Origin of the sequence: Variovorax sp. PAMC28562 (genome assembly GCF_014303735.1) — a bacterium.
In the GTDB taxonomy this organism is placed as follows: Bacteria; Pseudomonadota; Gammaproteobacteria; order Burkholderiales; family Burkholderiaceae_C; genus Variovorax.
On the sequence record NZ_CP060296.1, the window covers coordinates 3,327,678 to 3,354,675 of the forward strand.

22 protein-coding genes and 1 other RNA gene are annotated in these 26,998 nt (G+C 63.9%); 12 read left to right on the forward strand and 11 right to left on the reverse strand.

Features of this window, described 5'->3' with window-relative positions; translation table 11 throughout:
* Nucleotides 1-4: 4 nt before the first annotated feature.
* Both H7F36_RS15650 and H7F36_RS15655 read right to left on the reverse strand, forming a co-directional pair.
* Nucleotides 5-1,741 (reverse strand): hypothetical protein, encoded by a 1,737-nt coding sequence (locus H7F36_RS15650; protein ID WP_187051682.1) that lies wholly within the window; start codon nt 1,739-1,741, stop codon nt 5-7.
* A gap of 111 nt (nt 1,742-1,852) precedes the next feature.
* Nucleotides 1,853-2,119: a type B 50S ribosomal protein L31 gene (locus H7F36_RS15655; protein WP_187051683.1), complete on the reverse strand. Its 267-nt coding sequence runs from the start codon at nt 2,117-2,119 to the stop codon at nt 1,853-1,855.
* 121 nt (nt 2,120-2,240) lie between these two features.
* Here H7F36_RS15655 and H7F36_RS15660 point away from each other — a divergent pair, with 121 nt between their 5' ends.
* On the forward strand, nt 2,241-3,299 hold the full coding sequence (locus H7F36_RS15660) for an oxidoreductase (RefSeq protein WP_187051684.1): 1,059 nt from the start codon (nt 2,241-2,243) through the stop codon (nt 3,297-3,299).
* Between the two features lie 49 nt (nt 3,300-3,348).
* Here H7F36_RS15660 and rho read toward each other — a convergent pair whose 3' ends face one another.
* Together rho and trxA are read right to left on the reverse strand one after the other, a co-directional pair.
* Complete coding sequence (gene rho, locus H7F36_RS15665; protein WP_187051685.1) at nt 3,349-4,614, reverse strand: transcription termination factor Rho; 1,266 nt, start codon at nt 4,612-4,614, stop codon at nt 3,349-3,351.
* Between the two features lie 188 nt (nt 4,615-4,802).
* Nucleotides 4,803-5,135, reverse strand: coding sequence for a thioredoxin TrxA (trxA, locus tag H7F36_RS15670; RefSeq protein WP_187051686.1), 333 nt, complete (start codon nt 5,133-5,135; stop codon nt 4,803-4,805).
* Nucleotides 5,136-5,304: 169 nt separating this feature from the next.
* Between trxA and H7F36_RS15675 the strand changes: the two genes are divergently transcribed.
* From H7F36_RS15675 to H7F36_RS15685, 3 genes are read left to right on the forward strand one after another with little or no spacing between them, the layout of a single operon-like run.
* The gene (locus H7F36_RS15675; RefSeq protein WP_187051687.1) at nt 5,305-7,890 is read left to right on the forward strand and encodes a PD-(D/E)XK nuclease family protein; all 2,586 of its coding nucleotides are present in this window, start codon (nt 5,305-5,307) and stop codon (nt 7,888-7,890) included.
* Entirely contained in the window at nt 7,887-11,150 is a 3,264-nt protein-coding gene (locus H7F36_RS15680; RefSeq protein WP_187051688.1) for a UvrD-helicase domain-containing protein, read from the forward strand. The genes H7F36_RS15675 and H7F36_RS15680 overlap by 4 nt, the downstream gene beginning before the upstream one ends.
* Nucleotides 11,147-12,379: a TIGR03862 family flavoprotein gene (locus H7F36_RS15685; RefSeq protein WP_187051689.1), complete on the forward strand. Its 1,233-nt coding sequence runs from the start codon at nt 11,147-11,149 to the stop codon at nt 12,377-12,379. Before H7F36_RS15680 ends, H7F36_RS15685 begins: the two co-directional genes overlap by 4 nt.
* 41 nt (nt 12,380-12,420) lie before the next feature.
* Here H7F36_RS15685 and ffs read toward each other — a convergent pair.
* Nucleotides 12,421-12,517, reverse strand: an RNA gene (gene ffs / locus H7F36_RS15690) — signal recognition particle sRNA small type.
* A gap of 108 nt (nt 12,518-12,625) precedes the next feature.
* Between ffs and dnaX the strand changes: the two genes are divergently transcribed.
* The 6 genes from dnaX to H7F36_RS15720 all read left to right on the forward strand — a co-directional run bounded on the left by dnaX (nt 12,626) and on the right by H7F36_RS15720 (nt 18,416).
* Nucleotides 12,626-14,536 carry a DNA polymerase III subunit gamma/tau gene (gene dnaX, locus H7F36_RS15695; RefSeq protein ID WP_187051690.1) on the forward strand — a complete coding sequence of 637 codons (1,911 nt, stop codon included), beginning with the start codon at nt 12,626-12,628 and terminating at the stop codon, nt 14,534-14,536.
* A gap of 45 nt (nt 14,537-14,581) precedes the next feature.
* The gene (locus tag H7F36_RS15700) at nt 14,582-14,914 is read left to right on the forward strand and encodes a YbaB/EbfC family nucleoid-associated protein (protein ID WP_187051691.1); all 333 of its coding nucleotides are present in this window, start codon (nt 14,582-14,584) and stop codon (nt 14,912-14,914) included.
* Nucleotides 14,915-14,926: 12 nt separating this feature from the next.
* Nucleotides 14,927-15,517, forward strand: coding sequence for a recombination mediator RecR (gene recR / locus H7F36_RS15705; protein WP_187051692.1), 591 nt, complete (start codon nt 14,927-14,929; stop codon nt 15,515-15,517).
* Nucleotides 15,518-15,652: 135 nt separating this feature from the next.
* On the forward strand, nt 15,653-16,687 hold the full coding sequence (locus tag H7F36_RS15710) for an ABC transporter substrate-binding protein (RefSeq protein ID WP_187051693.1): 1,035 nt from the start codon (nt 15,653-15,655) through the stop codon (nt 16,685-16,687).
* Between the two features lie 80 nt (nt 16,688-16,767).
* Complete coding sequence (locus H7F36_RS15715; protein WP_187051694.1) at nt 16,768-17,583, forward strand: ABC transporter ATP-binding protein; 816 nt, start codon at nt 16,768-16,770, stop codon at nt 17,581-17,583.
* Nucleotides 17,583-18,416, forward strand: a complete 834-nt coding sequence (locus H7F36_RS15720) for an ABC transporter permease (RefSeq protein ID WP_187051695.1) — start codon at nt 17,583-17,585, stop codon at nt 18,414-18,416. The genes H7F36_RS15715 and H7F36_RS15720 overlap by 1 nt, the downstream gene beginning before the upstream one ends.
* Nucleotides 18,417-18,419: 3 nt before the next feature.
* Here H7F36_RS15720 and H7F36_RS15725 read toward each other — a convergent pair whose 3' ends face one another.
* Both H7F36_RS15725 and gloB read right to left on the reverse strand, forming a co-directional pair.
* A complete protein-coding gene (locus H7F36_RS15725) occupies nt 18,420-20,081 on the reverse strand; it encodes a transglycosylase SLT domain-containing protein (protein WP_187051696.1) in 1,662 nt (553 codons plus the stop codon).
* Nucleotides 20,078-20,869 carry a hydroxyacylglutathione hydrolase gene (gene gloB / locus H7F36_RS15730; RefSeq protein ID WP_187051697.1) on the reverse strand — a complete coding sequence of 264 codons (792 nt, stop codon included), beginning with the start codon at nt 20,867-20,869 and terminating at the stop codon, nt 20,078-20,080. The genes H7F36_RS15725 and gloB overlap by 4 nt, the downstream gene beginning before the upstream one ends.
* On the opposite strand from gloB, the gene H7F36_RS15735 reads away from it, so the two are divergent.
* Nucleotides 20,868-21,665 carry a class I SAM-dependent methyltransferase gene (locus tag H7F36_RS15735; RefSeq protein ID WP_261802318.1) on the forward strand — a complete coding sequence of 266 codons (798 nt, stop codon included), beginning with the start codon at nt 20,868-20,870 and terminating at the stop codon, nt 21,663-21,665. The genes gloB and H7F36_RS15735 overlap by 2 nt on opposite strands.
* A gap of 2 nt (nt 21,666-21,667) precedes the next feature.
* Nucleotides 21,668-22,117 carry a ribonuclease HI gene (gene rnhA / locus H7F36_RS15740; RefSeq protein ID WP_187055007.1) on the forward strand — a complete coding sequence of 150 codons (450 nt, stop codon included), beginning with the start codon at nt 21,668-21,670 and terminating at the stop codon, nt 22,115-22,117.
* Nucleotides 22,118-22,316: 199 nt separating this feature from the next.
* Here the strand turns inward: rnhA and glp are convergent, their stop codons facing one another.
* Genes glp through H7F36_RS15760 form a run of 4 tightly spaced genes read right to left on the reverse strand, consistent with a single transcriptional unit; the run spans nt 22,317 to nt 26,990 of the window.
* Nucleotides 22,317-23,678 (reverse strand): gephyrin-like molybdotransferase Glp, encoded by a 1,362-nt coding sequence (glp, locus tag H7F36_RS15745; protein WP_187051698.1) that lies wholly within the window; start codon nt 23,676-23,678, stop codon nt 22,317-22,319.
* Nucleotides 23,675-24,358: a molybdenum cofactor guanylyltransferase MobA gene (gene mobA, locus H7F36_RS15750; protein WP_187051699.1), complete on the reverse strand. Its 684-nt coding sequence runs from the start codon at nt 24,356-24,358 to the stop codon at nt 23,675-23,677. Before mobA ends, glp begins: the two co-directional genes overlap by 4 nt.
* Nucleotides 24,355-25,530: a GTP 3',8-cyclase MoaA gene (moaA, locus tag H7F36_RS15755; protein ID WP_187051700.1), complete on the reverse strand. Its 1,176-nt coding sequence runs from the start codon at nt 25,528-25,530 to the stop codon at nt 24,355-24,357. Before moaA ends, mobA begins: the two co-directional genes overlap by 4 nt.
* Before the next feature lie 26 nt (nt 25,531-25,556).
* On the reverse strand, nt 25,557-26,990 hold the full coding sequence (locus H7F36_RS15760; RefSeq protein ID WP_187051701.1) for an aldehyde dehydrogenase family protein: 1,434 nt from the start codon (nt 26,988-26,990) through the stop codon (nt 25,557-25,559).
* Nucleotides 26,991-26,998: the final 8 nt, after the last annotated feature.

Genomic DNA, 26,998 nt, shown 5'->3' on the forward strand with positions numbered 1-26,998 from the left:
CACGTCAAGGTGTGATGCGCTGGAACAGCAGCAAGTCGTCTGCTGCGCTGGTCGGGCGCCGCAAGGTGCCGCTGAGGCGCCATTGGTCCATGCTGACGATGTTGTGCAGCGTCGCGATAGCTTCAGGACTGATGAGCAGCCATGGGCAGGCCTCGCCGCCCACCAGCGGAGACAACTCGAACTGCCCGTGGTAGCGCAGCGCCGCGATGTGTTGCCTGCTCAGCGCGAGCTCCGAAATGCATGCTGGCCGGCCGACGCGTTCTGCGATCGCATTCACCTGTGGCACGTAGCTGCGCGCGTAGTCGAGCAGCGGCAGCCACAGCGTCATGAGCAGCATCCAGCACAGGGCCGCGCCGCCCGCCGGCAGCACCAGTGTCTTCCACAGGGCGGCCCGATGGCGTCCGGTACGCCACCGCACCAGCCAGCACCACGCCACGGTCGCCAGCACCGCGAAGACGAAAGCCGCCAACGAAAAAGAAGGGACGAAGCCCGGCGCCAGACGCGCCACGTTGGCGGCCGGCTTGGCAGGCACGCCGGTTTGTATCGCGATCCAGATGACCCAGATGATCAGCGCGGAGCCACTGAAGAAGAGCAGCGTGAACCAGTCGATGATGGCTGCGGCACTGCGCCGGAAGGTGGGCAATGCGAATGCCGCCAACGTCGCGAATGCGGGAAGCCCGAGCAGCAAGGCGCGCTCCGAAAAATCGGTGGTCAAAGTCGCGGCCAGCGGCACCAGCATGAACAGGAGCGGAATCGCGACGTGTCGCGCGTTGAGCTGACGACGCCACCGCCACAGCGTCCACAAGGCGAGCGGCCAGGCCGGCCAGGTGAACCAGATGACGAGCTTGGCCAGACTGCGAATGTCGCCGAGGCTCGACGAGCCAGAGCGATGGCCGGGCAGGGCGATATGCCAATGCGCGAGATGCAGCCGTGCGGCGAGCAAGACTGCCAGCAACGTGATGCCCGCGATGACCCAGGCTGCAGCGGCCGAATAGCCGGTGCCCTCTGCCGCGTCATCCGCTTGACGAAACGCATCGCGGCGTCGCTCGGTGAACACCAGAGCCGATGAACCCACGCCGAGGAGCAGCGCGATCGTCGGTGCACCGCTCAGTGCCATGCCAACGGCACCGACCACCAGCGCGATCACCGCGCCGATGCGGCGAAAGGGAAGCGCCGCCACGCCATAGAACATGTGCGACACGAAGAAAAGCTGCGCGAGTGCCGGCGTCGTTTCGTGGCCGAGCTGCGCCAGGCCGAGGCACGCCAGCAGCGCCAGCAGCGCGGCATCGGCCATCGCGCGCGCGTAGTCGACCGGACGCGCCTCGCCTCCGAAGGCAAACGCCACGGGCTGCGCGCGCGGTGTGCGGGCAAGGTAGTAAACCGCGTACCAGGTGGCGGTGAAAGCGCCCCACAGCAGCAGGGCGAAGGCGATGCGCACCGCCAGGTCGGGGTTGAGCCATGCCGGTGCGATCTTGATCGCCAGCGCACCGATCCAGTAAGGCAGGAGCGCAGGTGTTTCGGGCTTGAGGCCAAGCAGGGAGGGATCGAACCAGCGGGCGATACCCCCGGTTGCCCGCGCGAGTTCAGCCATGTAGCCGAAGGAGACGATGTCTGCGGTTTTCCAGGGACCGCGGCCGAGCAGGCCGGGCATCAGGTACGCCGCGCACAGCAACAGCAGCGCGATGCGCGGCAAGCGGCGCACGGCGTTCTGCGCAACGATCGCGGGCGTCGGTTGGTTCACTGAGAGCAGAGGATACGCAAGCTGGTCGAGCTTTGAAGAAGCAGTTGGTGGAGCGGCCAAGAAAAAGGGCAGCGCGGTAAACCGGGCTGCCCTCGTCTGGAAGCGCCTGCCTTACTTGGCGGCAGCGCCGGTCGTCTTGCCGAAACGATTACGGAACCGTTCGACGCGACCACCCATGTTGTCGACAGACTTTTGCGTGCCCGTATAGAACGGATGCGATTCGCTGGAAGTGTCGAGCTTGAACAGCGGCAATTCGCGGCCGTCGTCGGTCTTGCCCATTTCCTTGGTGTTCGCGCACGAACGGGTCACGAACTTGAAGCCGTTCGACAAGTCGACGAACAGGACTTCCCGGTAGTTCGGGTGAATGCCTTCTTTCATGGTCTTTTCCTTTGGGTCGATGCGAGAGCCACTAGATGTCGGCACGGCGCCAAACTGCACTTTTCGCGTAGCCTCTGATTATCGCATACTGCCCTGTTATCGAGCAACCGGCCTCATCCCCATGACTTTGAAACCACTGCGTGTTGGCCTCGTCGGCTACGGCTTTGCCGGCCAGACCTTTCATGCGCCCGTGCTGTCGGCCGTGCCCGGGATGGAACTTGCCGCCGTGGCGAGTTCCCAAGGAGACAAGGTGGCAGCGGAGTGGCCGGGCGCGGCGGTCGTCGCGGATGTGGGAGCCTTGGTGGCGGGGCAAGACGTCGACCTCGTCGTTGTCGCCACACCCAATGCACAGCACTTTCCGGTCGCCAAAGCGGCGCTCGAAGCTGGCAAGCATGTGGTCGTCGACAAGCCGTTCACGCTGGACGCTTCTGAAGCGCGCGAGCTTGCCGCTCTTGCACAGCGCAAGGGTGTGCTCCTGTCGGTCTATCAAAATCGGCGTTTCGATGCTGATTTTTTGACGCTACGCGATCTGCTGGCCAGTGGCGATCTCGGGCGGCCGGTGTACTTCGAATCGCACTTCGATCGATTCCGGCCGGAGGTGCGTGATCGCTGGCGCGAGCGGGCCGTGCCAGGCGCCGGTCTTTGGGTCGATCTGGGCGCGCATCTTCTGGATCAGGCGTTGCAGTTGTTCGGCAAGCCCGACACCTTGCAACTAGACAGCGCAGTGTTGCGCGAGGGCGCCGTGGTCGAGGATTACTTTCATGCCGTGCTGCGCTATGAACGGGGTCCGCATGCGCCGTTGCGTGTCGTGCTGCATGCGACCACGCTCGCTGCCCACGCTTCGCCGCGCTACCTGATGCATGGCACACGCGGCAGTTACGTCAAGTACGGCGTCGACTCACAAGAAGACGCACTGCGCGCGGGGCTGCGACCCGGCGGTGACGACTGGGGCATCGATCCGCTGCTCGGCGAGTTGACGCTGATGGCTGCGGGCAGCTGGATGCAGACCAAGACGCAGCCGAATCGGCGCGGCAACTACGTCGACTATTACGCTGCGGTGCGCGACGCGATCCTCGGCGAAGGCCCGAATCCGGTGCCGCCCGCCGAAGCAGTCGCGCTGATGGAGTTGCTCGACCTGGGCCGGCAAAGCGCAGTGGATGGCAGGGCGCTGCGGCCATAAAAAACGCCCGCTAAGCGGGCGTCTTCGAAGGCGAGGGCGTGTAAGCGGATCAGCCGCCTCGACGCATCATGTCGAAAAACTCGACATTGGACTTCGTCGCCTTCATGTTCTTCAACATGAGCTCCATCGACTCGATCTCGTCCATGTTGTACATGAGCTGACGCAATATGCGCGTCTTCTGAAGGATCTCGGGAGCGAGCAGCAGTTCTTCGCGTCGCGTACCGCTGCGGTTCAGCTGAATCGACGGGAACACGCGCTTTTCATACAGACGGCGGTCGAGATGGATTTCGGAGTTGCCGGTGCCCTTGAACTCTTCGAAAATCACTTCGTCCATGCGGCTGCCGGTGTCGATCAGCGCAGTGCCGATGATCGTCAGAGACCCACCTTCTTCGACGTTTCGCGCTGCGCCGAGGAAGCGCTTGGGCCGTTGCAGTGCGTTCGAATCGACACCGCCGGTGAGCACCTTGCCCGACGACGGCACGACGTTGTTATAGGCACGTGCCAGGCGCGTGATCGAGTCCAGCAGGATCACTACATCCTTTTTGAGTTCGACCAGGCGCTTGGCGCGCTCGATCACCATTTCGGCGACGTGCACGTGCCGCGCAGCCGGTTCGTCGAAGGTCGACGCAATGACTTCGCCCTTCACCGTGCGCTGCATTTCGGTCACTTCTTCAGGGCGCTCGTCGATGAGCAGCACCATCATGTGAACGTCCGGGTAGTTGGCGCTGATCGCGTGCGCGATGTGCTGCATCATCACCGTCTTGCCGCTCTTGGGCGGGGCCACGAGCAACGCACGCTGTCCGCGGCCGATGGGCGCGATGATGTCGATGATGCGGCCGGTGATGTTCTCTTCGCCCTTGACGCCGTCTCGCTCGAGCTTCATCTGTTCCTTGGGGAACAGCGGCGTCAAGTTCTCGAACATGACCTTGTGCTTGTTTTGCTCCGGCGGGCCGTCGTTGACCTTGTCGAGCTTGGTCAGCGCGAAGTAACGCTCGCCGTCTTTGGGCGTACGCACTTCGCCTTCGATCATGTCGCCGGTGTGCAGGTTGAAGCGCCGCACCTGGCTCGGGCTGATGTAGATGTCGTCGGTGCTGGCGGTGAAGCTGGTGTCCGGGCTTCGCAAGAAGCCGAACCCGTCGGGCAGGATTTCGAGGACGCCGTCGGCAAAAACCTGTTCGCCGGCCTTCGCGCGCTTCTTGATGATCGCGAACATCAGCTCCTGCTTGCGCATGCGGCCGACATTTTCGATCTCAAGGGCTTCGGCCTGCTTGAGGACTTCAGACACGTGGAGTGCCTTGAGTTCGTTTAAGTGCATGGAATGACCCCTCGCGGGGAAATCTGACTGGAAAACTAAGAGGGGGGGGTTTGATGTGAGGCTAGAGGCGCATCACAAACCGGGGAAACTTCAACCTGCGAACCGGGCGCCGTGGCGGACCGGTCGCTCGCTGACGATTATGCAGCAAATTAAGCGGGCAGCGCCTTGCGCGCCACCCGCGTCGAGAATCACGCCAGTTGCTGATCGATGAAAGCGGTCAATTGAGCTTTGCTCATGGCGCCGACTTTGGTCGCAGCGAGTTGGCCGTCTTTGAACAGCATCAGCGTCGGAATGCCACGAATACCGAATTTGGCGGGGATGTCGCGGTTCTCGTCCACATTCATCTTGGCGATCTGCAGCTTGCCTTCATAGGTTGCGGACACCTCATCCAAAATGGGCGCGATCATCTTGCACGGACCGCACCATTCCGCCCAGTAGTCCACCAGCACAGGTTTGCCCGACTTGAGCACGTCGGCTTCGAACGAAGAATCGGAGATATGTTTGATGAGGTCGCTGGCCATGTGGTTTCCTTGTGCGCGGAGAGAGTTTTTGTACAGCTAAAGTGAGGTTTATTGTGACAGAAACCAAGTAGCGGCGCGCTGTGCACCCAGGCTATGGCAACGATAGCCAAAGCTTGCCGAGACCACCTCGAGTCGTTTCAAAACCCCAGTAAATCGCCGATAAAAAAACATGAACGACGTCCATCCGATTCGGGCTTTGTGGTGCAACGCATCCAACGGTGTCATCGCTCGCATATCGCACCATCTGGCGAGCCGGCAAGTGCATGCGGCGCGCACGGTCGTGCTCGTGCCCTATGCGCAGCTCATGGGGGTCGCGCGCGATATGTGGGCGGAGGTTGCGGGTGCTGGATTCGCGCCACGCTTTGAGACCACCCGCAACTGGGCGAGCGACACCGGTGGCTTCTTGCCGACAGGCTACGACATTGCGTTCGACATGGCGCGCGATCTTGTCACGGCGCAATCGTTGTTGATGCAAGCTGGCTTCGGCAACGAGCGCCTTGCGCTCTCAGGCCGCGTCGTCGAACTCGCGATGCAGTTGGCACCGCTGGCTGCGGCCGAGTTGCCGCAAGACCGCGCTGTGTGGTCGCAACGTGTCGATCGTGTTGCCGATGCAGGTCACGAGTCCGAATGGTTCAAGATAGAAAGCGCGCTGATTCGCATCGCCATCGTCTGGGCGGCCACGTCGGCCTACGCAACCGATGTGCTGTTCAGCGATGCGGCACGCAAGCAGGTCGATGCGCTCATCGTTCTCGACGGTTATCAGGCCGATCCGTTGACTCAGAAGCTCGTCGCACTATGGGGCGACAGTGCTGTTCACATGTCACTGAAACACGCTCCGTTATCCGATGCGCGAGCAGAGGTGCCACCTGCAGCGGCGTTGCACGTCGCGCTCGACCCCGAAGACGAAGCAGCACTGGCCACCGCCTGCGTGTTGCGTCATCTGGCCGAAGGCCGCGCGCCCGTCGCATTGATCGCCACCGACCGCGCCTTGACGCGCCGTATCGGCGCCCAACTTGCTGCTCAGGGTGTGCCGACGCACGATGAAACCGGGTGGAAACTTTCCACCACGCGCGCTGCTGCGACGCTGATGAGCGCGCTGCGTGCCTGTGCACATGACGCGACGAGCGATCAGGTGCTCGACTGGCTCAAGAGCGCGGCCGACACGAGCGCGGAGTCGCCCGCAGACTCATCGATGCTGCAATTGATGGAGGCCAGGATGCGACGCGAAGGCCAGCGCGACTGGCTCGCTTGGTGTGCCCATCTGGCGCGCAGGGAACGCGAGCAGGATCTCGCTCTACTCACTTTCACCGAAGCCATCGAGGCGCGTCGCGCGCCGATGGCACGCGCCCGTCCGCTGGGCGATTGGCTCCGCAGCCTGTGTGAAATGTTGAGAGCAGCAGGGCAATGGGACGCACTCGCCGCCGACATCGCCGGCGCGAAGGTAATCACTGCTTTGTGGCTCGATGACTTAAGCAGCGACGGTGGCGAATTCGATGGCGCGCGGCACACGCTTGCCGAGTTCACCGCGTGGGCACGCGATGTTCTCGAAGATGGCAGCTTCAAGCCAGCGACCGGTGGGCATGCGCCGCAGGTCGTCGTGCTGCCGCTGCATCAACTGCTGGGCCGTGCATTCGGCGCCATCGTGATGCCGGGCTGCGACGATAGGCGCCTTCCCGCATCACCCGAACCACCGGGCAACTGGAGCAAAGCACAGCGCGCCGAACTCGGCTTGCCTTCACGCGAAGCACTCGAAGCGGCGCAACGTGCCGCATGGGTAGCTGCCCTTCGCAATCCGTCGTGCGAACTGTTGTGGCGCCAGTCGGATGCCAGCGGGGAGCCAGTGCGGCCCAGTCCGCTGGTGCAGGCCTTGCAGTTAGATCACGCTGCAAGCGTGGCAACCGATCCGCGCACCGTGCGTGAAGTGCCGTTGAACCCGACGCTGCGTCCGATGCCCACCGGCGACAGGTTGCCCATCGAAAACATCTCGACCAGCGTGTACGAAGACCTTCGCCGCTGCCCTTACCGCTTCTTTGCCATGCGGCAACTCGGCTTGCGCAGCGCCGACGAACTCGATGCCGAGGTCGACAAGCGCGACTTCGGCAACTGGCTGCATGCGGTGCTCGGGCACTTCCACGAAGCGCTGCAGAAGGCGCCGACAAGCGATCTCGCTTTGCGAAAGTCCATGCTCGCGTCGGCCCAGAAGAGCGCCACGCAGGAATTCGGCCTGTCGGAAGCGGAGTTCCTGCCCTTTGCCGCGGCATGGCCCGCCGTGCGTGATGGCTACCTGTCCTGGCTTACGAAGCACGAGGCCGACGGCACTGTCTTCGTCGAGGCTGAGCCTTGGAAGGAGCAGAGCCTGGGCAACCTCAAACTGGTCGGCCGCCTCGACCGAATCGATCGTTCACCCGACGGCCGAGCCTTTGTCATCGACTACAAAACCGAATCGGCCGCGAAGTCCAAAGATCGAATCAAAGATCCGACCGAAGACACGCAGCTCGCCTTCTACGCCGCACTGGTTGCCGACGACACATTGCGCGCGGCCTACGTCAACGTCGGCGAAAAGTCGTCGGGCACGCAGACTGTGGAGCAAGACGAAGTGGTCGACGCGCGCGATGCACTGGTGGCAGGGCTCATCCACGACTTCGCACGGATTGCCGAGGGCGCAGCGTTGCCTGCCCTTGGCGAAGGCGCGGTCTGCGATCACTGTTCGGCGCGCGGCCTCTGCCGCAAAGACTTCTGGGAGCTCGCGGCATGAGCGCGCCTGCGTACGGGCGCAACGGCAAGCCCGTCACCCGCGAAGCCTTCTACGCGGTTGCCTGCGACCCGCGCCGCTCGGTCGCGGTCGAGGCATGCGCCGGTGCCGGCAAGACCTGGATGCTGGTGTCGCGCATTGTGCGTGCCCTGCTGGAGCACGGCGATGGCGCATGCGAAGCGCACGAGATCCTGGCCATCACTTTCACCAAAAAGGCGGCTGGAGAAATGCGCGAGCGGCTCGATCAGTGGCTCGAAGATTTCGCGCAGCGCACACCCGAAGAACTGGTGGGCGAACTGATCGTGCGCGGCGTCGAACCAGCCGAAGCTGCGGAGGCCGCGCCGCGCTTGCAAAGCCTCTATCGCCGATTGCTGGACGGCGGTCGACCGGTGCAATTCAGGACCTTCCATGCATGGTTTGCGGGCCTGTTGCGCAACGCGCCGCTGGCCGTGCTGCGCGACCTGAAGCTGCCTGCCAACTACGAGTTGCTCGAAGACGATGCAGAGGCGCGCGCCCACACCTGGCGGCCCTTCTTCGAAGCGTTGACCGAAGACAAAGACGCGCTCGCCGACTACTACGCGGTCGTCGCAACCCATGGCCGTTCGCAGGCCACGAAAGCGTTGGGCGAAGCGTTGACGCGGCGCGTGGAGTTCGCGCTGGCCGATGCTGAGTCTTCGGTGCAGCACTTCGGCACGCTGTACCCGGCGCTGGCCGGCTTCGATGCGCCGACACATGGCTTGCGTGGCGACTTCGTTCGGCAGCAGTGGTTGGCCCGCGCTGCCACGCTGGGCCGTGAAGCTAACAAGACTCCGCAGAAGGCCGCGGAAGTCATCGTCGATGTGTTCGGCTCGAGCCCACTTGAAGACGAAGCATTGCCAGGCGTACTGACACGCTTGCGCAAAGCATTCTTCGTCGCGACCGAAGACCGTCTCAACAAGAACTTGCAGAAGTACGCGGCTGCGCAAGAGGCAGAAGCCGATCTTCAGTTGTTGTGTGCCGCCGAGGCGCAACACGCCGCGTGGCTGTACCAACAGCGCATGACGCGGCTCACCCGCGTGCTGCTGGCCTCCTTTGCCGCGGTCAAGCGCGCGCATGGCTGGGTCGACATGAACGACGTCGAGCAGGCCGCGCAGATGCTGCTCGGCGAGTCGGCCTTGTCGGGCTGGGTACAGGAGCGTCTCGATGCACGCATCGCGCATTTGCTGATCGACGAGTTCCAGGACACCAACCCGCTGCAGTGGCACGCGCTCTACAGCTGGCTGAGCGCTTATGGCGGCGCGGTGGGCCGTGCGCCGCGCGTCTTTATCGTCGGTGATCCGAAGCAGAGCATCTATCGCTTTCGCCGCGCCGAGCCGCAAGTCTTTATCGCTGCCAAAGCATTCGTCGTCGACGTGCTGGACGGCGATCGGCTCGATTGCGATCACACGCATCGCAATGCGCAAGGAGTTGTAGGCCTCGTCAACCAGGCGATGGGCGCGGCGCAAGAGGCCGGTGAGTTCGATGGCTACCGCGCGCACACGACCGAGCGCCGCGACGATGGCGAAGTGCTCAAGCTGCCGCCGATCGGACGCGATGCGGTGAACGGTGCGGCCGCTGCGGCACCGGCCGACGACGGCATGCTGCATTGGCGCGACAGTCTCACGACCCCGCGGGTGCTGCCCGAAGAGCAACTTCTGCAAAAGGAGTGCGAGCAGGCCGCGCGCTGGATAGCGCAGCGCATCGCCGATGGCACGCCGCCGAAGCAAATCATGGTGCTGGCCCGTCGCCGCAGCCGGCTGGCTGCAATGCAGGATGCCCTGCGCGAGTTGCACATCCCGACCCAGCAGCCCGAGAAGAATGAACTGCACGATGCGCCCGAGGTGCAAGACATCGTCGCGCTGGTCGATGTGCTGGTTTCGCCGGCGCACGATCTTTCGTTGGCGCGCGCGCTCAGGTCGCCGCTGTTTGGCATCGGCGACGACGACCTGGTTCAACTGGCACTGCGGCAGCGCGCGCAGCCCGGTATGGCGTGGCTGGCGCTGCTCATGGGCGATGACTTGCCTGCTGCACTCGCACCACTCGGCGAGCGGCTGCAGCGCTGGCGGACTTTGCTGTCGACACTGCCGCCGCACGACGCGCTCGATGCGATCTATCACGACGGCGATGTGCTGGCCCGTTTCGGTGCCGCGGCACCGGCAGCGTTGCGCCAGACGGTGCTCGCCAACCTGCGCGGGCTGCTCGCAGCATCGCTTGAAATCGATGGCGCCCGGTTTGCCACGCCTTACGGATTGGTGCGTGCGCTGCGTGCCGGGGGCGTGCGTGCACCGGCCGTGACAGCGCCCGATGCGGTGAGGCTGCTGACCGTCCACGGCGCGAAGGGCCTCGAAGCCGACAACGTTGTCCTGCTCGACTGCGACGCCGCTGCGCCGCGCTCGCAAACGATGGGCGTCTTGGTCGAATGGAAGGGCGGCGACAGCAAGCCGACACGCTTCGTCTTCACGGCCAGTGAGAAGTCGCCGCCGGCCTGCGCGACCCCGTTGCTCGAAGAAGAGCAACGCGCACGGCATCGTGAAGAGCTGAATGGGCTCTATGTGGCGACCACGCGAGCCCGCGAACGCCTCGTGCTGTCGGCCGTCGAGCCGGCACGACAGAACGAAGGCAGCTGGTGGGTGCGTCTCGAACGCGGGTGCACGCCGATCGAGGTAGATGAGCTGCTGGCGATGCCGATGGCCGCTGTCGGTACGGTGGGCAGCTTCACGCTCAAAGAGGCTCCGATTGAACACCAGGTGCAGGCGAATGCGGCCGTCGCCACAGTCAAACGGGTTGCCGCTGTCGATGTGCGCGCCGCAGCGTTCGGCGAGGCGATGCATCGGCTGCTCGAGTGGGCCGTGCCCGGCGAGCCGCTGCGCACTGCCCACGTGAGAGCGGCAGCGCGCGAATTCATGCTCGACGCCGCGCAGGCACGTGACGCGGCCTCGTTCGCGCAACGCATCCGTTCTGGTTCGGGTGCGTGGGCATGGGACGAGCGCATGATCGACTGGCACGGCAACGAGGTCACTCTGGTCCATGAAGGCGAGCAATTGCGTATCGACCGACTGGTGCGCCATCGAGAAACCGGTGCCTGGTGGGTGCTCGACTACAAGTCCACGGCGCACCCCGAACGCGATGCCTCGCTCATCGCGCAGATGCAGCGCTACCGCGTTGCCGTGCAAAACGCCAACCCCGGTGTCACGGTACGCGCCGCGTTCCTCACCGGGCAGGGCGAACTGGTATCCCTTGAATGAGTGTTGAAAAAAATGTTGTCGTCATCGGTGGCGGCCCTGCAGGCTTGATGGCCGCCGAGGTATTGAGTGCAGCTGGTGCCAAAGTGCAGCTGTACGACGCGATGCCCTCGGTCGGTCGCAAGTTTCTGTTGGCGGGAAAGGGCGGTTTGAACCTGACCCACTCCGAGCCTTTCAACATTTTTGCGAGCCGCTTCGGTGATCGCCGCGCGGCGCTCCAACCGATGCTCGATGCGTTCGGGCCCGAGCAGTTGCGCGCGTGGGCGCTCGGTCTCGGCGTCGAGACTTTCGTCGGCACGTCGGGCCGTGTGTTTCCGACGAGCATGAAAGCCGCACCGCTGTTGCGCGCATGGCTGCATCGGTTGCGCGCTGCGGGCGTGCAGTTTCATATGCGACATCGCTGGCTGGGATGGGCCGGTGACGAAAACGGTTTGCTCCGCTTCGCAACGCCGGGCGGCGAAACCACCGTGCATGCCGATGCCGTGGTTCTGGCACTCGGCGGTGCGAGCTGGTCGCGACTGGGCTCCGATGGCGCTTGGGCGCCGTGGCTGAAAGAACTTGGTGTCGATGTCGCGCCGCTGTTGCCATCCAATTGCGGCTTCGATATTGGCTGGAGCGAGTATTTTTCGACGCGGTTCGCGGGACAGCCGTTCAAGTCGGTCGCGATCGAGTTCACGGATTCGCAAGGCCGACGCTTCGCCCGCAAAGGCGAATTCGTCGCGACTGCGACCGGCATCGAAGGCAGCCTGATCTATGCGGCTTCTGCGCTGCTGCGCGATGAAATCGCGAAGGAAGGGAGCGCCACGCTGACCCTGGATTTGCTTCCGGATCGCACGGCAGGCCAGGTGCTGGCTGCGGTAACGCATCCGCGTGGCGCACGGTCGCTCAGCAGCCATTTGAAAAGCCGCCTCGGCCTGGACGGCATCAAGGCTGGCGTACTGCATGAAGTGATGACGCGAGAAGCGATGCAGGTGCCCGAACAACTGGCCGCGGCGATCAAGGCCGTGCCATTGCGGCTGGTCGCCACTCGGCCCATCGACGAGGCGATCAGTAGCGCCGGCGGTGTGCGCTTCGATGCACTCGACGAGCGGCTGATGGTCAAGGCGCTGCCAGGCGTGTTTTGTGCTGGCGAGATGCTCGACTGGGAGGCACCGACGGGCGGCTACCTCATGACCGCGGCGATGGCGAGTGGCGCTGCCGCTGCGCTGGGCGCGTTGGTCAGTCACAACTAAAAGGAGCGCTCGAGTCGCTCAGGACTCGAGGCATTTTTGAGGTTGACGAGCCTTACCCCCGGCACTGACTACGCAGTTAGGGCTGCTTGGTTCCCCACCTGACCCGGTTGGCCACTTCACCATGCGGGGAGGCCCGTCAGCCTTTATTGTAGGCCACAGATTTCACCGGACCATCTGCAAGGTTTAGATGGCCGCATGGTGAGGGTAGCTCGGGAAACGCGCACTGTGCCGCCCTAAAATAACTCGATGTCTTATCTCGTGCTCGCCCGCAAATACCGGCCCCGGACCTTCGAAGAAATGGTCGGCCAGGAGCATGTGGTGCAAGCGTTGGCCAATGCGCTGACGACACAGCGGTTGCATCACGCCTATCTGTTCACCGGCACCCGCGGCGTCGGCAAGACCACCGTGTCCCGCATCCTGGCCAAGTCGCTCAATTGCCAGGGGCCAGACGGGCAGGGTGGTATCACCGCGACGCCGTGCGGCGTGTGCCAGGCCTGCAAGGACATCGACGCCGGTCGCTTCGTCGACTACACCGAGCTCGATGCCGCGTCGAACCGTGGTGTCGACGAAGTCCAGTCGCTTCTCGAGCAGTCGGTCTACAAACCGGTGCAGGGTCGCTTCAAGGTCTTCATGATCGACGAAGTGCACATGCTGACCAACACCGCGTTCAACGCGATGCTCAAGACGCTCGAAGAGCCACCCGAATACCTCAAGTTCGTGCTTGCCACCACCGATCCGCAGAAAGTGCCGGTCACCGTGCTGTCGCGTTGCCTGCAGTTCAACCTGCGCCCGATGGCGCCCGAAACCATCCTGGAGCATCTGACCGGCGTGCTGCAAACCGAAGCGGTGCCGGCCGAAGTGCAGGCGTTGCGCTTGCTGGCCCGTGCCGCCCGTGGATCGATGCGCGATGCGCTGTCGCTCACCGATCAGGCGATCGCATTCGGCAACGGCGAGCTGCTCGAAAACGGCGTGCGCACGATGCTGGGCAGTGTCGACCGCGGCCATGTGTTCAAGCTGATCGAGGCGCTCGCTACGGGCGATGGCAAGACGGTGGTCGACACTTCGGAAGCGCTGCGCCGCGACGGCATGTCAGCCGCGTCCACGCTGGAAGAAATGACGGCGGTGCTGCAAGGCATGGCTGTCGTTCAAGCCGTTCCGTCGCGCGCCGCATCGACCGTAAACGATGCGACCGATCCGGATGCCGCCGAGACCGTGCGCCTCGCCGCGTTGATGCCGCCGGATGAAACGCAGTTGCTCTATAGCTTGTGCCTGCACGGTCGCGGCGAACTCGGGCTGGCGCCGGACGAATACGCGGCGCTCACGATGGTGCTGCTGCGCCTGTTGGCCTTCAAGCCTGTGGAAAAAAAAACTCTGAATGAAGCGTTGCCGGCAGAGCGTGCAGCTTCGATCTCCAATGTTGCGACCGTGGATGTTGTGGAGGCAACGCTAGCGGCAGCGCGGGCTTTCACATCGCTCCCGATACGGCAGATGACCGAGCACCCGCCTGCGTCACCCCCCATAGCCTCCCCCGCGCAGAACGCAATCGTGGCGCCCCCCGGTCAACGCCTGGCCGTCGTGACTTCGTCCTCGCGGAGCGATGAAGAACGAAGGCCCGCAGCGTCGTTCGACGCTATGCAGGGCAATGGCAATGGCAATGGCAATGGCAATGAAAACGCCAACGTCGTCGCAGTACCGATGCGGGTTCAGCCGCCACCGAGCCAGCGCGACACCCCGCGCGACGATGTCAATGCGTCGTCGCCACCGATCCCCTCCAGCGAAGACGGCGACTTCTGGCATGCCACGGTCGGGCAAATGGTCGCTGCCGAAGCCGTCACCGCATTGACCCGCGAGCTCGCACTGCAATCGCAACTGGTCGCGCGTGACGTCGACCAGTGGCTGCTGCGCGTCGAGCGCGAATCGCTCAACCAGACATCGACCCGCGACAAGCTGCAGACCGCACTGGCTGTGCTCGGCCACGGCGTGGCGATCTCCATCGAAATCGGCGTGGTGATCGACAGCCCCGCGCGCCGCAACAAACAGGTCGCGGAGGCGCGCCAGCGTGCCGCTGAAGAGGCGATCAACAGCGATCCGGATGTGCAGGCGCTGATGCGCGACTTCGACGCGAAAATCGTCCCCGGAACCTTGCGGCCGGCATAGCCACAATCCAATCCATTCAATCATTCCAACCACCAGGATCAAACGATGTTCAACAAAGGACAACTTGCCGGCCTCATGAAGCAGGCGCAGGCAATGCAGGACAACCTCAAGAAGGCACAAGACGAGCTCGCCACGATCGAGGTCGAAGGCGAGTCGGGCGCAGGCCTGGTCAAGGTGCTGATGACCTGCAAGCACGACGTGAAGCGCATCACCATCGACCCGAGCCTGCTGGCCGACGACAAGGACATGCTCGAGGACCTCGTGGCCGCTGCCTTCAACGCCGCGGTGCGCAAGGCGGAAGAGATGAGCGAGCAGAAGATGGGCAAGCTCACCGCCGGCATGCCCGGCCTGCCGCCCGGCATGAAGCTGCCGTTTTGATGCACGTCATCGGTGGCTGATTCCAGCTCGCTCGACGCCCTGGTCGATGCGCTGCGCCGCTTGCCGGGCGTCGGCGTCAAGTCGGCTTCGCGCATGGCGTTTCATTTGCTGCAGCACGATCGCGAGGGCACGCAGATGCTTGCGCGCGCCCTGCAGCAGGCGGCTACGCAAGTGCGGCACTGCGATCGTTGCAACACCTTCACCGAGGCTGGCATCTGCAGCGTCTGTCTGGATGCGCGTCGCGATGCCACCAAGCTGTGCGTGGTCGAAACACCGGCCGACCAGGCTGCGCTGGAGCGCACGGGCGCTTTCCGTGGTTATTACTTCGTGCTGATGGGCAAGCTCAGTCCGCTCGATGGCATCGGTCCCAAAGACATCGGCTTGCAAAAGCTGTTCGATCGCGCGCTCGACGGTACGGTGAGCGAGGTGATCCTCGCGACCAACTTCACGGCAGAAGGCGAGGCCACAGCGCACGTCATCGGTGAGGCGTTGAAGCAACGCGGCCTGCGCGTGACGCGGCTGGCGCGCGGCGTGCCGGCAGGCAGCGAGCTGGAATACGTCGATCTCGGCACCATCGCACACGCACTGGTCGACCGGCGCTAGAGCACGCACGACCTCGGCTTTTTGGGTGAACCCGGCGATTCTCTTCGTCGGCCAGCAGAGAGCTTCTTGCTTACGTAAAAACCCGCACGGGATGTTCCCGATGCAGGAGACAAGGGCCGGCCCCAAGCTCACTGCATGCTCAATCGCCGTCTCTTCACTTCTGCAGGCGCGTTGGCCGCTGCGACCATTGCAGTGCCCCGACTGCACGCCCAACCCAAACTCGAAAAAACGAAGGTGTCGATTGCCGTCGGAGGCAAGGCTGCGTTCTATTACCTGCCGCTCACCATCTCCGAGCAGCTCGGCTACTTCAAGGCAGAGGGCCTCGACGTCGAGATCTCCGACTTCGCAGGTGGCGCACGCGCGCTGCAGGCAGTCGTCGGCGGCTCTGCCGATGTCTGCTCCGGCGCATTCGAGCACACCATCAACCTGCAGGCAAAGAACCAGGCCTTTCAGTGCTTCGTGCTGCAGGGCCGCGCGCCGCAGATTGCCGTTGGCGTGTCGACCAAGGCGATGCCCAACTACAAAACGCTGGCCGACCTGAAGGGCAAGAAGATCGGAGTCTCTGCGCCCGGCTCGTCGACCAATATGGTCGCCAACCTCGTGCTGTCGCGCGGCGGCCTGAAGGCGACCGACGTGAGCTACATCGGCGTCGGCGTCGCGGCTGGCGCGCTCACTGCGCTGCGCTCGGGCCAGATCGACGCGATCAGCAACACCGATCCGGTGATGACCATGCTCGAGCAAAAGGGCGACGTGAAGATCATCAGCGACACGCGAACCCTCAAGGGTACGCAGGACGTGTTCGGCGGGATGATGCCCGCGGCGTGTCTCTATGCATCGATGGAGTACATCCAAAAGAATCCGAACACCTGCCAGGCGCTTGCCAATGCGATCGTCCATGGCCTCAAGTGGCTGCAGACCGCCGGGCCGGGAGACATCATCAAGACCGTGCCGGAGGCCTATCTGCTGGGTGACCGCGCGCTGTATCTCGCGTCGTTCGACAAGGTCCGCGAATCGATCGCGATCGACGGCATCGTGCCAGCCGATGGACCCAAGACTGCACTCACCGCCATCGCCAGTTTCGACACCAGCGTCAAGGCCGACAAGATCGACATCGCCAAGCTGTACACGAACGAATTTGCCAAGCGCGCGAAGGACAGGTTCAAAGCCTGACTTTCGAGCGTCCAGCGACCCGGCTTCGGCCGGGTTTTTTCTTTGTCGGCACCGCGAACCGCGATGCCAAAATCCCCGTCATGTCCGAATACGCTCTCGAACTTCTCGACATCTCCTGCACCTTCAGATCGAAGGACGATCCGGGCCAACGCTACACCGCGGTGGCCGACACCACGCTGCGCATCAAGGCCGGCGAATTCGTCTCCGTCGTCGGGCCGACCGGCTGCGGCAAATCGACATTGCTCAACGTCGGCGCCGGGTTGTTGACGCCGTCTTCGGGCGTCATCAAGGTGTTCGGCGAGCCGCTGGTCGGCATCAACAAGCGCGCCGGCTACATGTTCCAGAGCGAAGCGTTGATGCCCTGGCGCAGCACGCTCGACAACGTGATGGTCGGCCTGCAGTACCGCGGCGTGCCCGATGCAGAAGCCAGGTCGCAGGGCAATGCATGGCTTGCTCGCGTCGGTCTCTCGGGCTTTGGAGACCGCTATCCCCACCAGTTGTCCGGCGGCATGCGAAAGCGTGCTGCGCTGGCGCAAACGCTGGCGCTCGACCCCGACATCATCCTGATGGACGAACCCTTCAGCGCGCTCGACGTGCAGACGCGACAGCTGATGGAAAACGAAGTGCTTGCCCTGTGGGCGGCCAAGAAGAAGGCGGTGCTCTTCATCACGCACGACCTGGACGAAGCCATCGCGATGAGCGACCGTGTCGTGGTGCTGTCTGCCGGACCGGCCACACACCCGATCGGCGAGTTCAACATCGACCTGGCGCGGCCGCGTGACGTGGCCGAGGTGCGCACGCACCCGCGCTTCGTCGAGCTGCACACGCAGATATGGAACGTGCTGCGCGACGAGGTGCTCAAGGGCTACGCTCAACAGCTGAAGAAGGCGGCGTGATGACCTTGAAGCCGAACGAACGCAACGCGCGCTTCTGGCAGCTAACCCTGCTGGTCGTCATTCTCGTGGCGTGGCATGTGGCCTCGCGCAATCAGCAGTTCGCCTTCTTCCTCGGCGAACCGATTCAGGTGGCAGGGCGCATCTGGAGCTGGTTCATGCCGTTCAGCGTGCCGGCGAACCCGCTCTTTCCCGATGGCCTGAAAGGCAACGCCGACATCTACCTGCACCTCGGCACCACGTTGATCGAAACCGTGTTGGCCTTTTTCATCGGCACCGCACTTGGCCTGGCGTGTGGACTGTGGCTCGCGCTGGCACCCACCGCCAGCCTCATCCTCGACCCGTACATCAAGGCCGCGAACTCGATGCCACGCGTGATCCTCGCACCGATCTTTTCGCTGTGGCTGGGCCTGGGGATCTGGAGCAAGGTCGCTCTGGCGGTCACGCTGGTGTTCTTCATCGTGTTCTTCAACGTGTACCAGGGTGTGCGCGAAGTGAGTCCGGTGATCCTGGCCAACGCTCGGATGCTTGGCGCCAACCAGCGGCAGTTGCTGCGCACCGTCTACCTGCCGAGCGCAACCAGCTGGGTGTTTTCCAGTTTGCACACCTCGGTGGGCCTGGCCTTCGTCGGCGCGGTGGTGGGCGAGTATCTAGGGTCGGCGCGTGGCGTCGGCTACTTGATCTTGCAGGCTGAAGGTACCTTCGACGTCAACACCGTCTTCGCCGGCATCGTCGTGCTCACTGCATTCGCACTGGTGCTCGACGGCATCGTCGGTCTGGTCGAGAAGCGTCTGATGAAGTGGCAACCCAGGAGTGGTGAGACCGAGAAGCTCTGAGCTTCAGCGCTTCTTCTTGACCGGCTCGCCGCCGCGCTTCTCGCGCACCACGGTCTTGCTGCTCGCCGGAACCTTGTCGATTTTCGGCTTGCCGGAAGTGCCCTTGGCAACCGGCGCCGGCACACGCTGGCTCACGGCCTGCACGCGCGACTGACCGCGTGGCGCGGATGCAGTTTGCGGAGCGCGCTGTGACTTCGCCGCGCGATCGTGGCGTCCAGCATGAATCAACTGTGCGTTGCCGGTGCCGACGTGCGCTGCCCGTGCCGCCTGAATCGGCAAATACACGACCACCTGATAGCCGCGCGGAAACGCATGGTTGGGCTTGACGTCGTTCCAGTCAGCCACGTTCGCGGAGCTCAACCGGTAACGCTGCGCAATGCTTGCGACGCTGTCGTTGCGGCCGGCCTTGACGGTGGTCTTGCGGGTGACGATCTCAGGTTGAAAGCTAAGCTGGCCGGTGTCGGCAACGACGGCCGCCACGTCTTCGAGCACCTTTGCCGAACGCGGAACGATCAACGTCGAGCCGGTCTTGATGAGCATGCGCGGAGGTATCGCGTTGATCGATCGAAGGTCGACTTCGCTCATGCCGGCGCGTTGGGCGGCGTCGGCCACCGTCATGGTCGTGGGCACGGTCCATGCGGTCCAGCTCGCATATTGACCTTGCGTGTAAGCCTCGAAGTTGCGCTGGAATACGGCCGCGTTGTCCCAGGGCAAAAGGATCTGTGGCGTGCCGGCGGCCAGCAACACCGGCTTGTGCGCGGCCGGGTTCAGTGCGCGAAAGTCTTCGATGCGCGTGTCGGCCAGCTTGGCGGCGAGGTTCACGTCGAGGTCTCGCGTGAGCGTCACCGACTGGAAGTACGGGTGGTTGGCAATCAGCGGCAGCTCGGAGTTGAAAGCCTGCGGATTGGCGACGATGTTCTTCACTGCCTGCAGCTTGGGCACGTACATGCGCGTCTCAGCCGGCATTTGCAGGTCGCTGTAGGTCGTCGGCAAGCCCAGCTTCTGGTTCTTTGCGATGGCACGGCCGACGCTGCCTTCGCCCCAGTTGTAGGCGGCGAGCGCCAGCTGCCAGTCGCCGAACATGCCGTAGAGCTTTTGCAGGTAGTCGAGCGCGGCGCGGGTCGATGCCAGCACATCGCGCCGGTCGTCGCGAAACACGTTCTGCTTCAGATCGTAGTCAGTGCCCGTCGCAGGCATGAACTGCCACATGCCGGCTGCGCGGGCGCTCGACACGGCTTGCGGGTTGAAGGCGCTTTCGATGAAGGGCAGCAGGGCGATCTCGGTCGGCATGTCGCGACGCTCGAGTTCTTCGACGACGTGAAAGATGTACTTGTTCGAGCGCTCGGTCATGCGCTGGATGTAGTCGGGCCGCGTGGCATACCACTGCTCGCGGTCGTGCACGGCCTCGTTGTCGAGATTCGGCATCTTGAAGCCGCGGCGAATGCGGTCCCACATGTCGGTCGGCGGCGCGAGCGGCATGACGTTCAGCGATGTGGCTTTGCCTGCCGTGATCGGTTTCAGCGGGCCACCGGGATAGGTGGCTGCAGCGCCTCTGGTGCCGCCGGAAGTCGAGCCGGTATCCGTGGAGGAAGAAGGCGATGTGGGCGTTGCGCAGCCCGCGAGCAGCAAGGCGCCTGCGACGCAGGCAGCAATGAGAAATTTCATCGGAAGTCGTTTTTCCATTGGCGCAGTGCGGCGAACACGTCGGCTTCGACCGCGTTGGCAGGAAGCTCGGCATGCGCGCGCACCGCTCGAAGGACAGTGGCTTCGCGGCTGCGAAGAAAGGGGTTGATCCGGCGCTCGATCGCGAGTTGCGAAGGCAGCGTCGGTTGCCCGAGTGCACGCAATGCTTCGCACTGCGCGTTGTACTGAGTCAGTTCGGTGTTCGCTGGTTCCACCGCCTGGGCAAAGCGGAGGTTAGCAAGTGTGTACTCGTGGCCGCAGCACACGCGTGTTGCGTCGGGCAAAGCGCTCAGCGCATCGAGCGAAGACAGCATCTGCGCCGGCGTGCCTTCGAACAGGCGACCACAGCCGCCAGAAAAAAGCGTGTCGCCGCAAAACAGCAGCGGCGCTGCCTCGTGGCCCGCAGATTCCTGTGCCGGCAGAAAAAAGGCAATGTGGCCCGCGGTGTGGCCGGGGATATCGATTACTTCGAAATCCAGACCGAGCGCTTCTGCATGATCGCCTTGCTGCAGTGGGGTGAACGGCTCGGGAATGTTCTCGCGCGCCGGGCCGAAGACCTTGGCGCCGGTGGCCACGTGCAGCTCGGCCACGCCGCCAGTGTGATCGGCGTGATGGTGCGTGACTAGAATCGCGGCGAGTTGCAGGTTGTCGCGCTTCAGTGCGTCGAAAACCGGTTTGGCCTGGCCCGGATCCACCACGATCGCGTTGCGCCCGTCGTGCAGCATCCAGATGTAGTTGTCGGTAAAAGCGGGTAGCGGAACGAGGTTCATGAGCGGTCAAATTATAGATTTGCACAAGTGGTTCGAGACCCCTCCGGGCCGCTATCTGCTGGCATGGGAGCAGGCGCAGTTCGACCACGCGGTAGCCGACATCTTCGGCTATCACGCTTTGCAGCTCGGCGTGCCCGAAATCGAAGGCCTTCGCACCAACCGCATGCCGCACCGCTGGCTGGCGGTGGCCGACCCTGCACAGGCCAATTTGCGCCCGCGCCTGCGGGGTTCGCTCATCACCGATTTCGCGGCGTTGCCGTTCTCGGCCAACAGCCTCGACCTGGTCGTGCTACCGCACGCGCTGGAGCTCAGTGCAGATCCGCATGCGACTCTGCGCGAGGTCGAAAGGGTGCTGGTGCCCGAAGGCCGCGTGGTCATTTGTGGGCTGAATCCATCGAGCCTCTGGGGCATGCGGCAGCGGCGTGCGCACCTGTACCGGCACCTCGGCTTCGGCCAGTTGTTTTTGCCGGAGGCCGGTGAGTTCATCGGCTTCAGGCGCATGCGTGACTGGTTGCGGTTGCTGAGTTTCGAAGTCGAGTCGGGGCGATTCGGCGCCTACCGCCCGGCCGTCAACAGCGAGACCTGGCTCGAACGTTGCCGCTGGATGGACACGGCCGGCGAGCGCTGGTGGCCCATCTTCGGCGCAGTTTATTTTTTGGTCGCGGTCAAGCGCGTGCGTGGCATGCGGCTGCTCAGCGCCGACTGGCGTCGCGCCTCGGCACGCGCTACGGCGCCGGTGCCCATTGCAGGCAAGGTGCACCGGTCGCCTTCCTCAGAAAACGAAAGAAGCATTTGAGTTTGGACGAAGTCGTGATCTACACCGACGGGGCTTGCAAGGGCAACCCGGGTCCGGGTGGGTGGGGTGCCTGGCTCAAGTCGGGTCTCACCGAAAAAGAGTTGTTCGGCGGCGAACTCGCCACCACCAACAACCGCATGGAGCTGACGGCCGTCATCGAAGGCCTCACTGCCCTCAAGCGACCATGCAAGGTGGTGCTGTACCTCGACAGCCAGTACGTGCGCATGGGCATCATGGAGTGGGTGCACGGCTGGAAACGGAAGGGCTGGCGCACCGCGAGCGGTCAGCCGGTGAAGAACGTCGAGCTATGGCAGCGGCTCGACAAGCTGGTGCAGGAAGGCGAGCATCAGATCGAATGGCGCTGGGTCAAGGGCCACTCGGGTGACCCGGGCAACGAGCGCGCCGACATGCTGGCGAACAAGGGCGTCGAGCGGGCGCTGGGGCGGCTTTAGGCCGTTCGCTCGGCCAGTTCGTTCAGTCGGTTCGTTCAGTCGGTTCAGCCGACGTCGTCCGCTTGCGATCGCGCAAGGCGTTCAAGCTTCGAGCACGAACATCGAATCCGCCGGCTCGCCGCCGTGAAAGAAATAGTCGCCCGATGCGGTTTCGACTTCAGGCTCGGCTGCATCGGTGCCCCTCGGTCTTCGTGGTCGTCTAGATCAGGCCGTCGAACATCATCACGTCGACTTCGTCACCGGCGGCGACATTGCCTTGCTCGTGGTGCAACACGACCAACCCGTTGGCTTCGACCATGGAACTCAAGATGCCCGAGCCCTGGTTGCCGGCGATGCGCACTTCTGGCAAGGCGCCCGGTTTCGGCTGGACAAAGCCGCGCTGGTATTCGGTACGACCCGGCTTCTTGCGGATCGGGCCGGCGCTGCGCGCTCGCAGCAGGGGCAGCGGTGCACTCGCCGCGCCTCGGCAACCCATCATCCGCAGCAAGGCAGGGCGAACCAGAACGAGAAAGGTCACCATCGCCGCGACCGGGTTGCCGGGCAATCCGAACAGCAATGCGGGCGTGGCGTCGTTGTCGCCGAGTCGTCGTGGAATCAGGCCGACGGCGAGCGGTCGGCCGGGTCGCATGGCGACATTCCAGAACGCGACGTCGCCGTGTCGTTCCATCACCGCACGCGTATGGTCGGCCGCGCCCATGCTCACGCCGCCGCTGGTGATGATGGCGTCGGCTTCGCGTGCGGCCCTTTGCAGCGTGTCGGCGAGCGCAATCGGGTCGTCGCGCACCAGGCCGAGGTCGATCACCTCGCAGCCGAGGCGGGTCAGCAAGCCGAACAGCGTGTAGCGATTGCTGTCGTACACCGCGCCTTCGCGCGGCGCTTCGCCGAGACTCAGGATCTCGTCCCCGGTCGAAAAGTAGGCGACGCGCAATCGGCGCACCACCGGCACCATCGGTAGCCCGAGGCTCGCGACCAAGCCGAGTGCGGCTGGCGACAGCCGCACTCCGTGCGTCAAAGCGGGCTGGCCTTGCATCAGGTCTTCACCTGCAAAACGGCGGTTATCGCCACGGCGCAAAGCATTCGCGGGGAAGGTGATCCGGTCGCCTTCGATCCGACAAAACTCTTGCGGAACCACGGTATCGAGTCCTGTGGGCATGACAGCGCCGGTCATGATGCGAACCGCGTCGGTGGCTGCCAGCGGTCCGTGCCACGGTGCGCCTGCCAATGCGGTTCCCACCACGCGAAGGGTCAACGAACCTTCCGCAGCGTCCGACAGAAGTGCGCCACCGAATGCATAGCCGTCCATGGCGGAGTTATCGTGCGGCGGCACGCTGACGGGCGAGACGATATCTTCAGACAGCACGCGACCCAGTGCATCGCGTAACGCGATGCGTTCTGCTTGCGGGACGGCGGCCTGCTCTGTCAGTCGCTCAAGAAACGCCAGTGCGCTTGCAACGCTCAGGGAGGCTGCGTCATGGCCGTGGGCTGTATCGACAGCCGAATCAGCGACCGAAGCGGCGGCTGGCGCTGCAAGCGACGCGGCGATGTCGGCAATGCGGGTCATCGCGCTTGCATTGCTTGCAACTCGTCCAGCGTGTTCGCGTTAAGGAAGGCGTCGGGCGCGTCGCCGGGGCGATCGAAGGGCACGAGCACCGTGCGGTGCTGGGCCGTCCATGCGCCGACTTTGCGCCCATCTCGCTGCATGAAGCGCTGCAGGCTGTCGCGCAAATCTGCAAGGGCATCGGTGCGATCGGTGCGCGAATTGATCTGCGGCCTTGCACGCAGAAGGCAGAACACGGGCTGAGGCCGAAGCTTCGGGGTGCCCTCATCCGACTCTGAATGTCCTGCTGCCATCGCCATGGTGATGTCGGCGTCTGCATCGACCATCGCGTCGGCCAGGCGACGCGCCAGATTGTGCGGGAAGAGCGGCGTATCGCAAGGCACGGTCAGCAGATAGTCGGTTTCGCAGCGCGCCAGGCCGGTCAGAAAGCCCGCCAACGGCCCGGCGTAGTCGGCCGGTTCATGATCCGGCCATACCGGAAATCCGAACGTTTCATAGGTCGGCAGGTTGCGATTGGCATTGATGACAACGCGCCCGACCTGCAGCGCAAGGCGCGATGCCGCGCATGCACCGAGCGGAACCCGATTGAACTTCTGCAACCCCTTGTCGACGCCCCCCATGCGCGAACCACGTCCGCCCGCTAGTACCAGCCCGGTGACGTCGGCGAGGGAGATTGCGGTCATCCGCCGATATAGCTCATCTCGACACGGCGCGGCGTGGCCGCCGAGTCGCCGTCGTCGTCCGAGCCCGCATCCCCGGCTGCACGAAGCGCCCGCAATTCCGAGTACCGATCCGCACGCCCCTGCCAGATGTTGCCGATGTGCGAGACGATCTGTTCGTCGCTCGCGTCACCGCGCAACAGCGGCCTCAAATCATGTCCGCTGTGCGCGAAGAGGCAGAGATAGAGCTGCCCTTCGGTCGACAGGCGCGCGCGGCTGCAGTCGCTGCAGAAAGCCTGAGTCACGCTGCTGATCACGCCGATTTCGCCTCGCCCGTCGGCATAGGCCCAGCGCTGTGCGGTCTCGCCCGGCGTGCTCGCGTCGAGAGGCGCCAAGGGGAACTCGGCGGCGATGCGTGCGACCACGTCCGACGATGGCATGACTTCGTCCATGCGCCAGCCGTTTGTCGCGCCGACGTCCATGTACTCGATAAAGCGAAGCACCACGCGGCCGCCGTAGTGATCGCGAAAGTAGCGCGCCATCGGCAGGATTTCCTGATCGTTGGTGCCGCGCTTCACGACCATGTTGATCTTGATGGGGCCGAGCCCGGCGGCCACCGCCGCATCGATGCCGGCCAGCACATCGGCTACCGGAAAGTCGACGTCGTTCATGCGGCGGAACACGGCGTCGTCGAGGCCGTCGAGACTAACGGTCACGCGCTGCAGGCCAGCCGCCTTGAGCGCCGCAGCCTTGCGCGCCAGCAACGACGCGTTGGTGGTGAGCGTGAGGTCGAGCGGCGCACCTTCGGGCGTGCCGTCGTTCCATCGGATCGTCGCGAGTTGTGAAATCAGCACATCGATGTTCTTCCGCAGCAATGGCTCGCCACCGGTCAGCCGGATCTTGCGCACGCCGTGCAGCGCGAACAGCCGCGCCAGTCTCGTGATCTCTTCGAAGCTCAAGAGTGCACTGTGTGGCAGGTAGTCGTAGTTTTTGTCGAACACGTCCTTCGGCATGCAGTAGCTGCAACGGAAGTTGCAGCGGTCGGTCACGCTGATGCGCAAGTCGGTGAGCGGACGGCCGAGCCGGTCGACCAGATGCCCAGTGGCCGCAACCACTGCGTCGCTCACGACATTGCCAACCGAAGGCGTCCGCAAGCTGCTGCGCTCGTCGACAAGAGGGATCACGCGTGCGTTCATGGCTCAGTTGTATGCGGGCGGGCGACTCAACCGTGTCGGACGGCAACGGTCTTGAGCGTGGTGAACCCATAAAGGGCTTCGAAGCCTTTTTCGCGACCGTAGCCCGATGACTTGACGCCACCGAAAGGCAACTCCACACCGCCACCCGCACCGTAGTTGTTGATGAACACCTGGCCTGCGCGCACCCGCTTGGCCATGCGGAACTGGCGTGCACCGTTGGCGGTCCACACGCCGGCCACGAGTCCGAACTGCGTCGCGTTGGCGAGCGCCACCGCTTCATCCTCGTCGCGGAACTGCATTGCTGCGAGCACGGGGCCAAAGACTTCTTCCTGCGCCAGCCGATGCATCACCGGCACATCGCGCAACAGCGTGGGCGCTTGATAGAAGCCGGTGTCGGGCGCTTCGTCGACCACGACGCCTTGCGCCACCATCGGAATGTCGGCGTGCTGCGCGTCCGAGAGAAAATCCCATACGCGTTGCTGCTGCGATTGCCGAATAAGCGGGCCGACGTCGAGGTCCATCGCGGCCGGGCCGACGCGCAGCGCAGAGAACGCATGGCCGAGGCGCTCGAGCAGCAGCTCGTAGATGTCGCGCTCGATCAACACGCGTGAGCCGGCCGAACAGGTCTGGCCGGCGTTCTGCACGATTGCGTTGATGAGCACCGGAATGGCGGCGTTGATGTCGGCATCGGCAAAGATGATCTGCGGGCTCTTGCCGCCGAGCTCCAGCGTGACTGGGCAATGACGCTCTGCTGCGATCTGCTGGATCAACGTGCCGATCTTCGGGCTGCCGGTGAAGCTGATGTGATCGATGCCTTCATGGCGCGCAAGGGCATCGCCCGCTTCATGGCCGTAGCCGGTCACGATGTTCAGCGCACCCGGCGGAAAGCCTGCTTCGGCGGCCAGTTGCGCCACGCGGATAAGCGACAGGCAGGCGTCTTCGGCCGGCTTGACCACGCACACGTTGCCTGCGGCCAGCGCACCGCCCACGCTGCGCCCGAAGATCTGCATCGGGTAGTTCCACGGAATGATGTGGCCGGTGATGCCGTGCGGCTCGCGCCAGGTGAAGACGCTATAGCCTTCTTGATAAGGGATGGTTTCGCCGTGGAACTTGTCGCAGGCACCGGCGTAGAACTCGAAGTAGCGCACCAGTGCCAATGCATCGGCACGGGCTTGCTTGACCGGCTTGCCGCAATCGCGCTGTTCGAGCAGCGCAAGTTCGTCGACGTGCTCGGCGATCTTTTGCGAGAGCTTGTAGAGCAAGCGGCCGCGGTCGGCCGCGCTGACTTTGCTCCAGGTGCTTTCAAAGCAATCGCGTGCCGCGCGAACGGCGATGTCGATGTCGTCGGCGTTGCTGCGTTGCAGTTCTTCGAAGATCTGACCGTCTGATGGATCGATGACGGGCAGGGTGCGCCCGGACGACGAGGCCACGCTCGTGTTGGCGATGTAATTGAGTTGCATCGACGAAT

Excerpts from the sequence above, each read along its gene's own strand:
- H7F36_RS15660 (WP_187051684.1), top strand. The coding sequence starts at position 2,241 with ATGACTTTGAAACCACTGCGTGTTGGCCTCGTCGGCTACGGCTTTGCC.
- H7F36_RS15700 (WP_187051691.1), top strand. The coding sequence starts at position 14,582 with ATGTTCAACAAAGGACAACTTGCCGGCCTCATGAAGCAGGCGCAGGCA.
- H7F36_RS15760 (WP_187051701.1), bottom strand. The coding sequence starts at position 26,990 with ATGCAACTCAATTACATCGCCAACACGAGCGTGGCCTCGTCGTCCGGG.
- trxA (WP_187051686.1), bottom strand. The coding sequence starts at position 5,135 with ATGGCCAGCGACCTCATCAAACATATCTCCGATTCTTCGTTCGAAGCC.
- H7F36_RS15675 (WP_187051687.1), top strand. The coding sequence starts at position 5,305 with ATGAACGACGTCCATCCGATTCGGGCTTTGTGGTGCAACGCATCCAAC.
- H7F36_RS15715 (WP_187051694.1), top strand. The coding sequence starts at position 16,768 with ATGTCCGAATACGCTCTCGAACTTCTCGACATCTCCTGCACCTTCAGA.
- gloB (WP_187051697.1), bottom strand. The coding sequence starts at position 20,869 with ATGAACCTCGTTCCGCTACCCGCTTTTACCGACAACTACATCTGGATG.
- H7F36_RS15735 (WP_261802318.1), top strand. The coding sequence starts at position 20,868 with ATGAGCGGTCAAATTATAGATTTGCACAAGTGGTTCGAGACCCCTCCG.
- H7F36_RS15720 (WP_187051695.1), top strand. The coding sequence starts at position 17,583 with ATGACCTTGAAGCCGAACGAACGCAACGCGCGCTTCTGGCAGCTAACC.
- H7F36_RS15685 (WP_187051689.1), top strand. The coding sequence starts at position 11,147 with ATGAGTGTTGAAAAAAATGTTGTCGTCATCGGTGGCGGCCCTGCAGGC.
- H7F36_RS15680 (WP_187051688.1), top strand. The coding sequence starts at position 7,887 with ATGAGCGCGCCTGCGTACGGGCGCAACGGCAAGCCCGTCACCCGCGAA.
- glp (WP_187051698.1), bottom strand. The coding sequence starts at position 23,678 with ATGACCCGCATTGCCGACATCGCCGCGTCGCTTGCAGCGCCAGCCGCC.
- dnaX (WP_187051690.1), top strand. The coding sequence starts at position 12,626 with ATGTCTTATCTCGTGCTCGCCCGCAAATACCGGCCCCGGACCTTCGAA.
- H7F36_RS15710 (WP_187051693.1), top strand. The coding sequence starts at position 15,653 with ATGCTCAATCGCCGTCTCTTCACTTCTGCAGGCGCGTTGGCCGCTGCG.
- H7F36_RS15725 (WP_187051696.1), bottom strand. The coding sequence starts at position 20,081 with ATGAAATTTCTCATTGCTGCCTGCGTCGCAGGCGCCTTGCTGCTCGCG.
- H7F36_RS15655 (WP_187051683.1), bottom strand. The coding sequence starts at position 2,119 with ATGAAAGAAGGCATTCACCCGAACTACCGGGAAGTCCTGTTCGTCGAC.
- mobA (WP_187051699.1), bottom strand. The coding sequence starts at position 24,358 with ATGACCGCAATCTCCCTCGCCGACGTCACCGGGCTGGTACTAGCGGGC.
- moaA (WP_187051700.1), bottom strand. The coding sequence starts at position 25,530 with ATGAACGCACGCGTGATCCCTCTTGTCGACGAGCGCAGCAGCTTGCGG.
- rho (WP_187051685.1), bottom strand. The coding sequence starts at position 4,614 with ATGCACTTAAACGAACTCAAGGCACTCCACGTGTCTGAAGTCCTCAAG.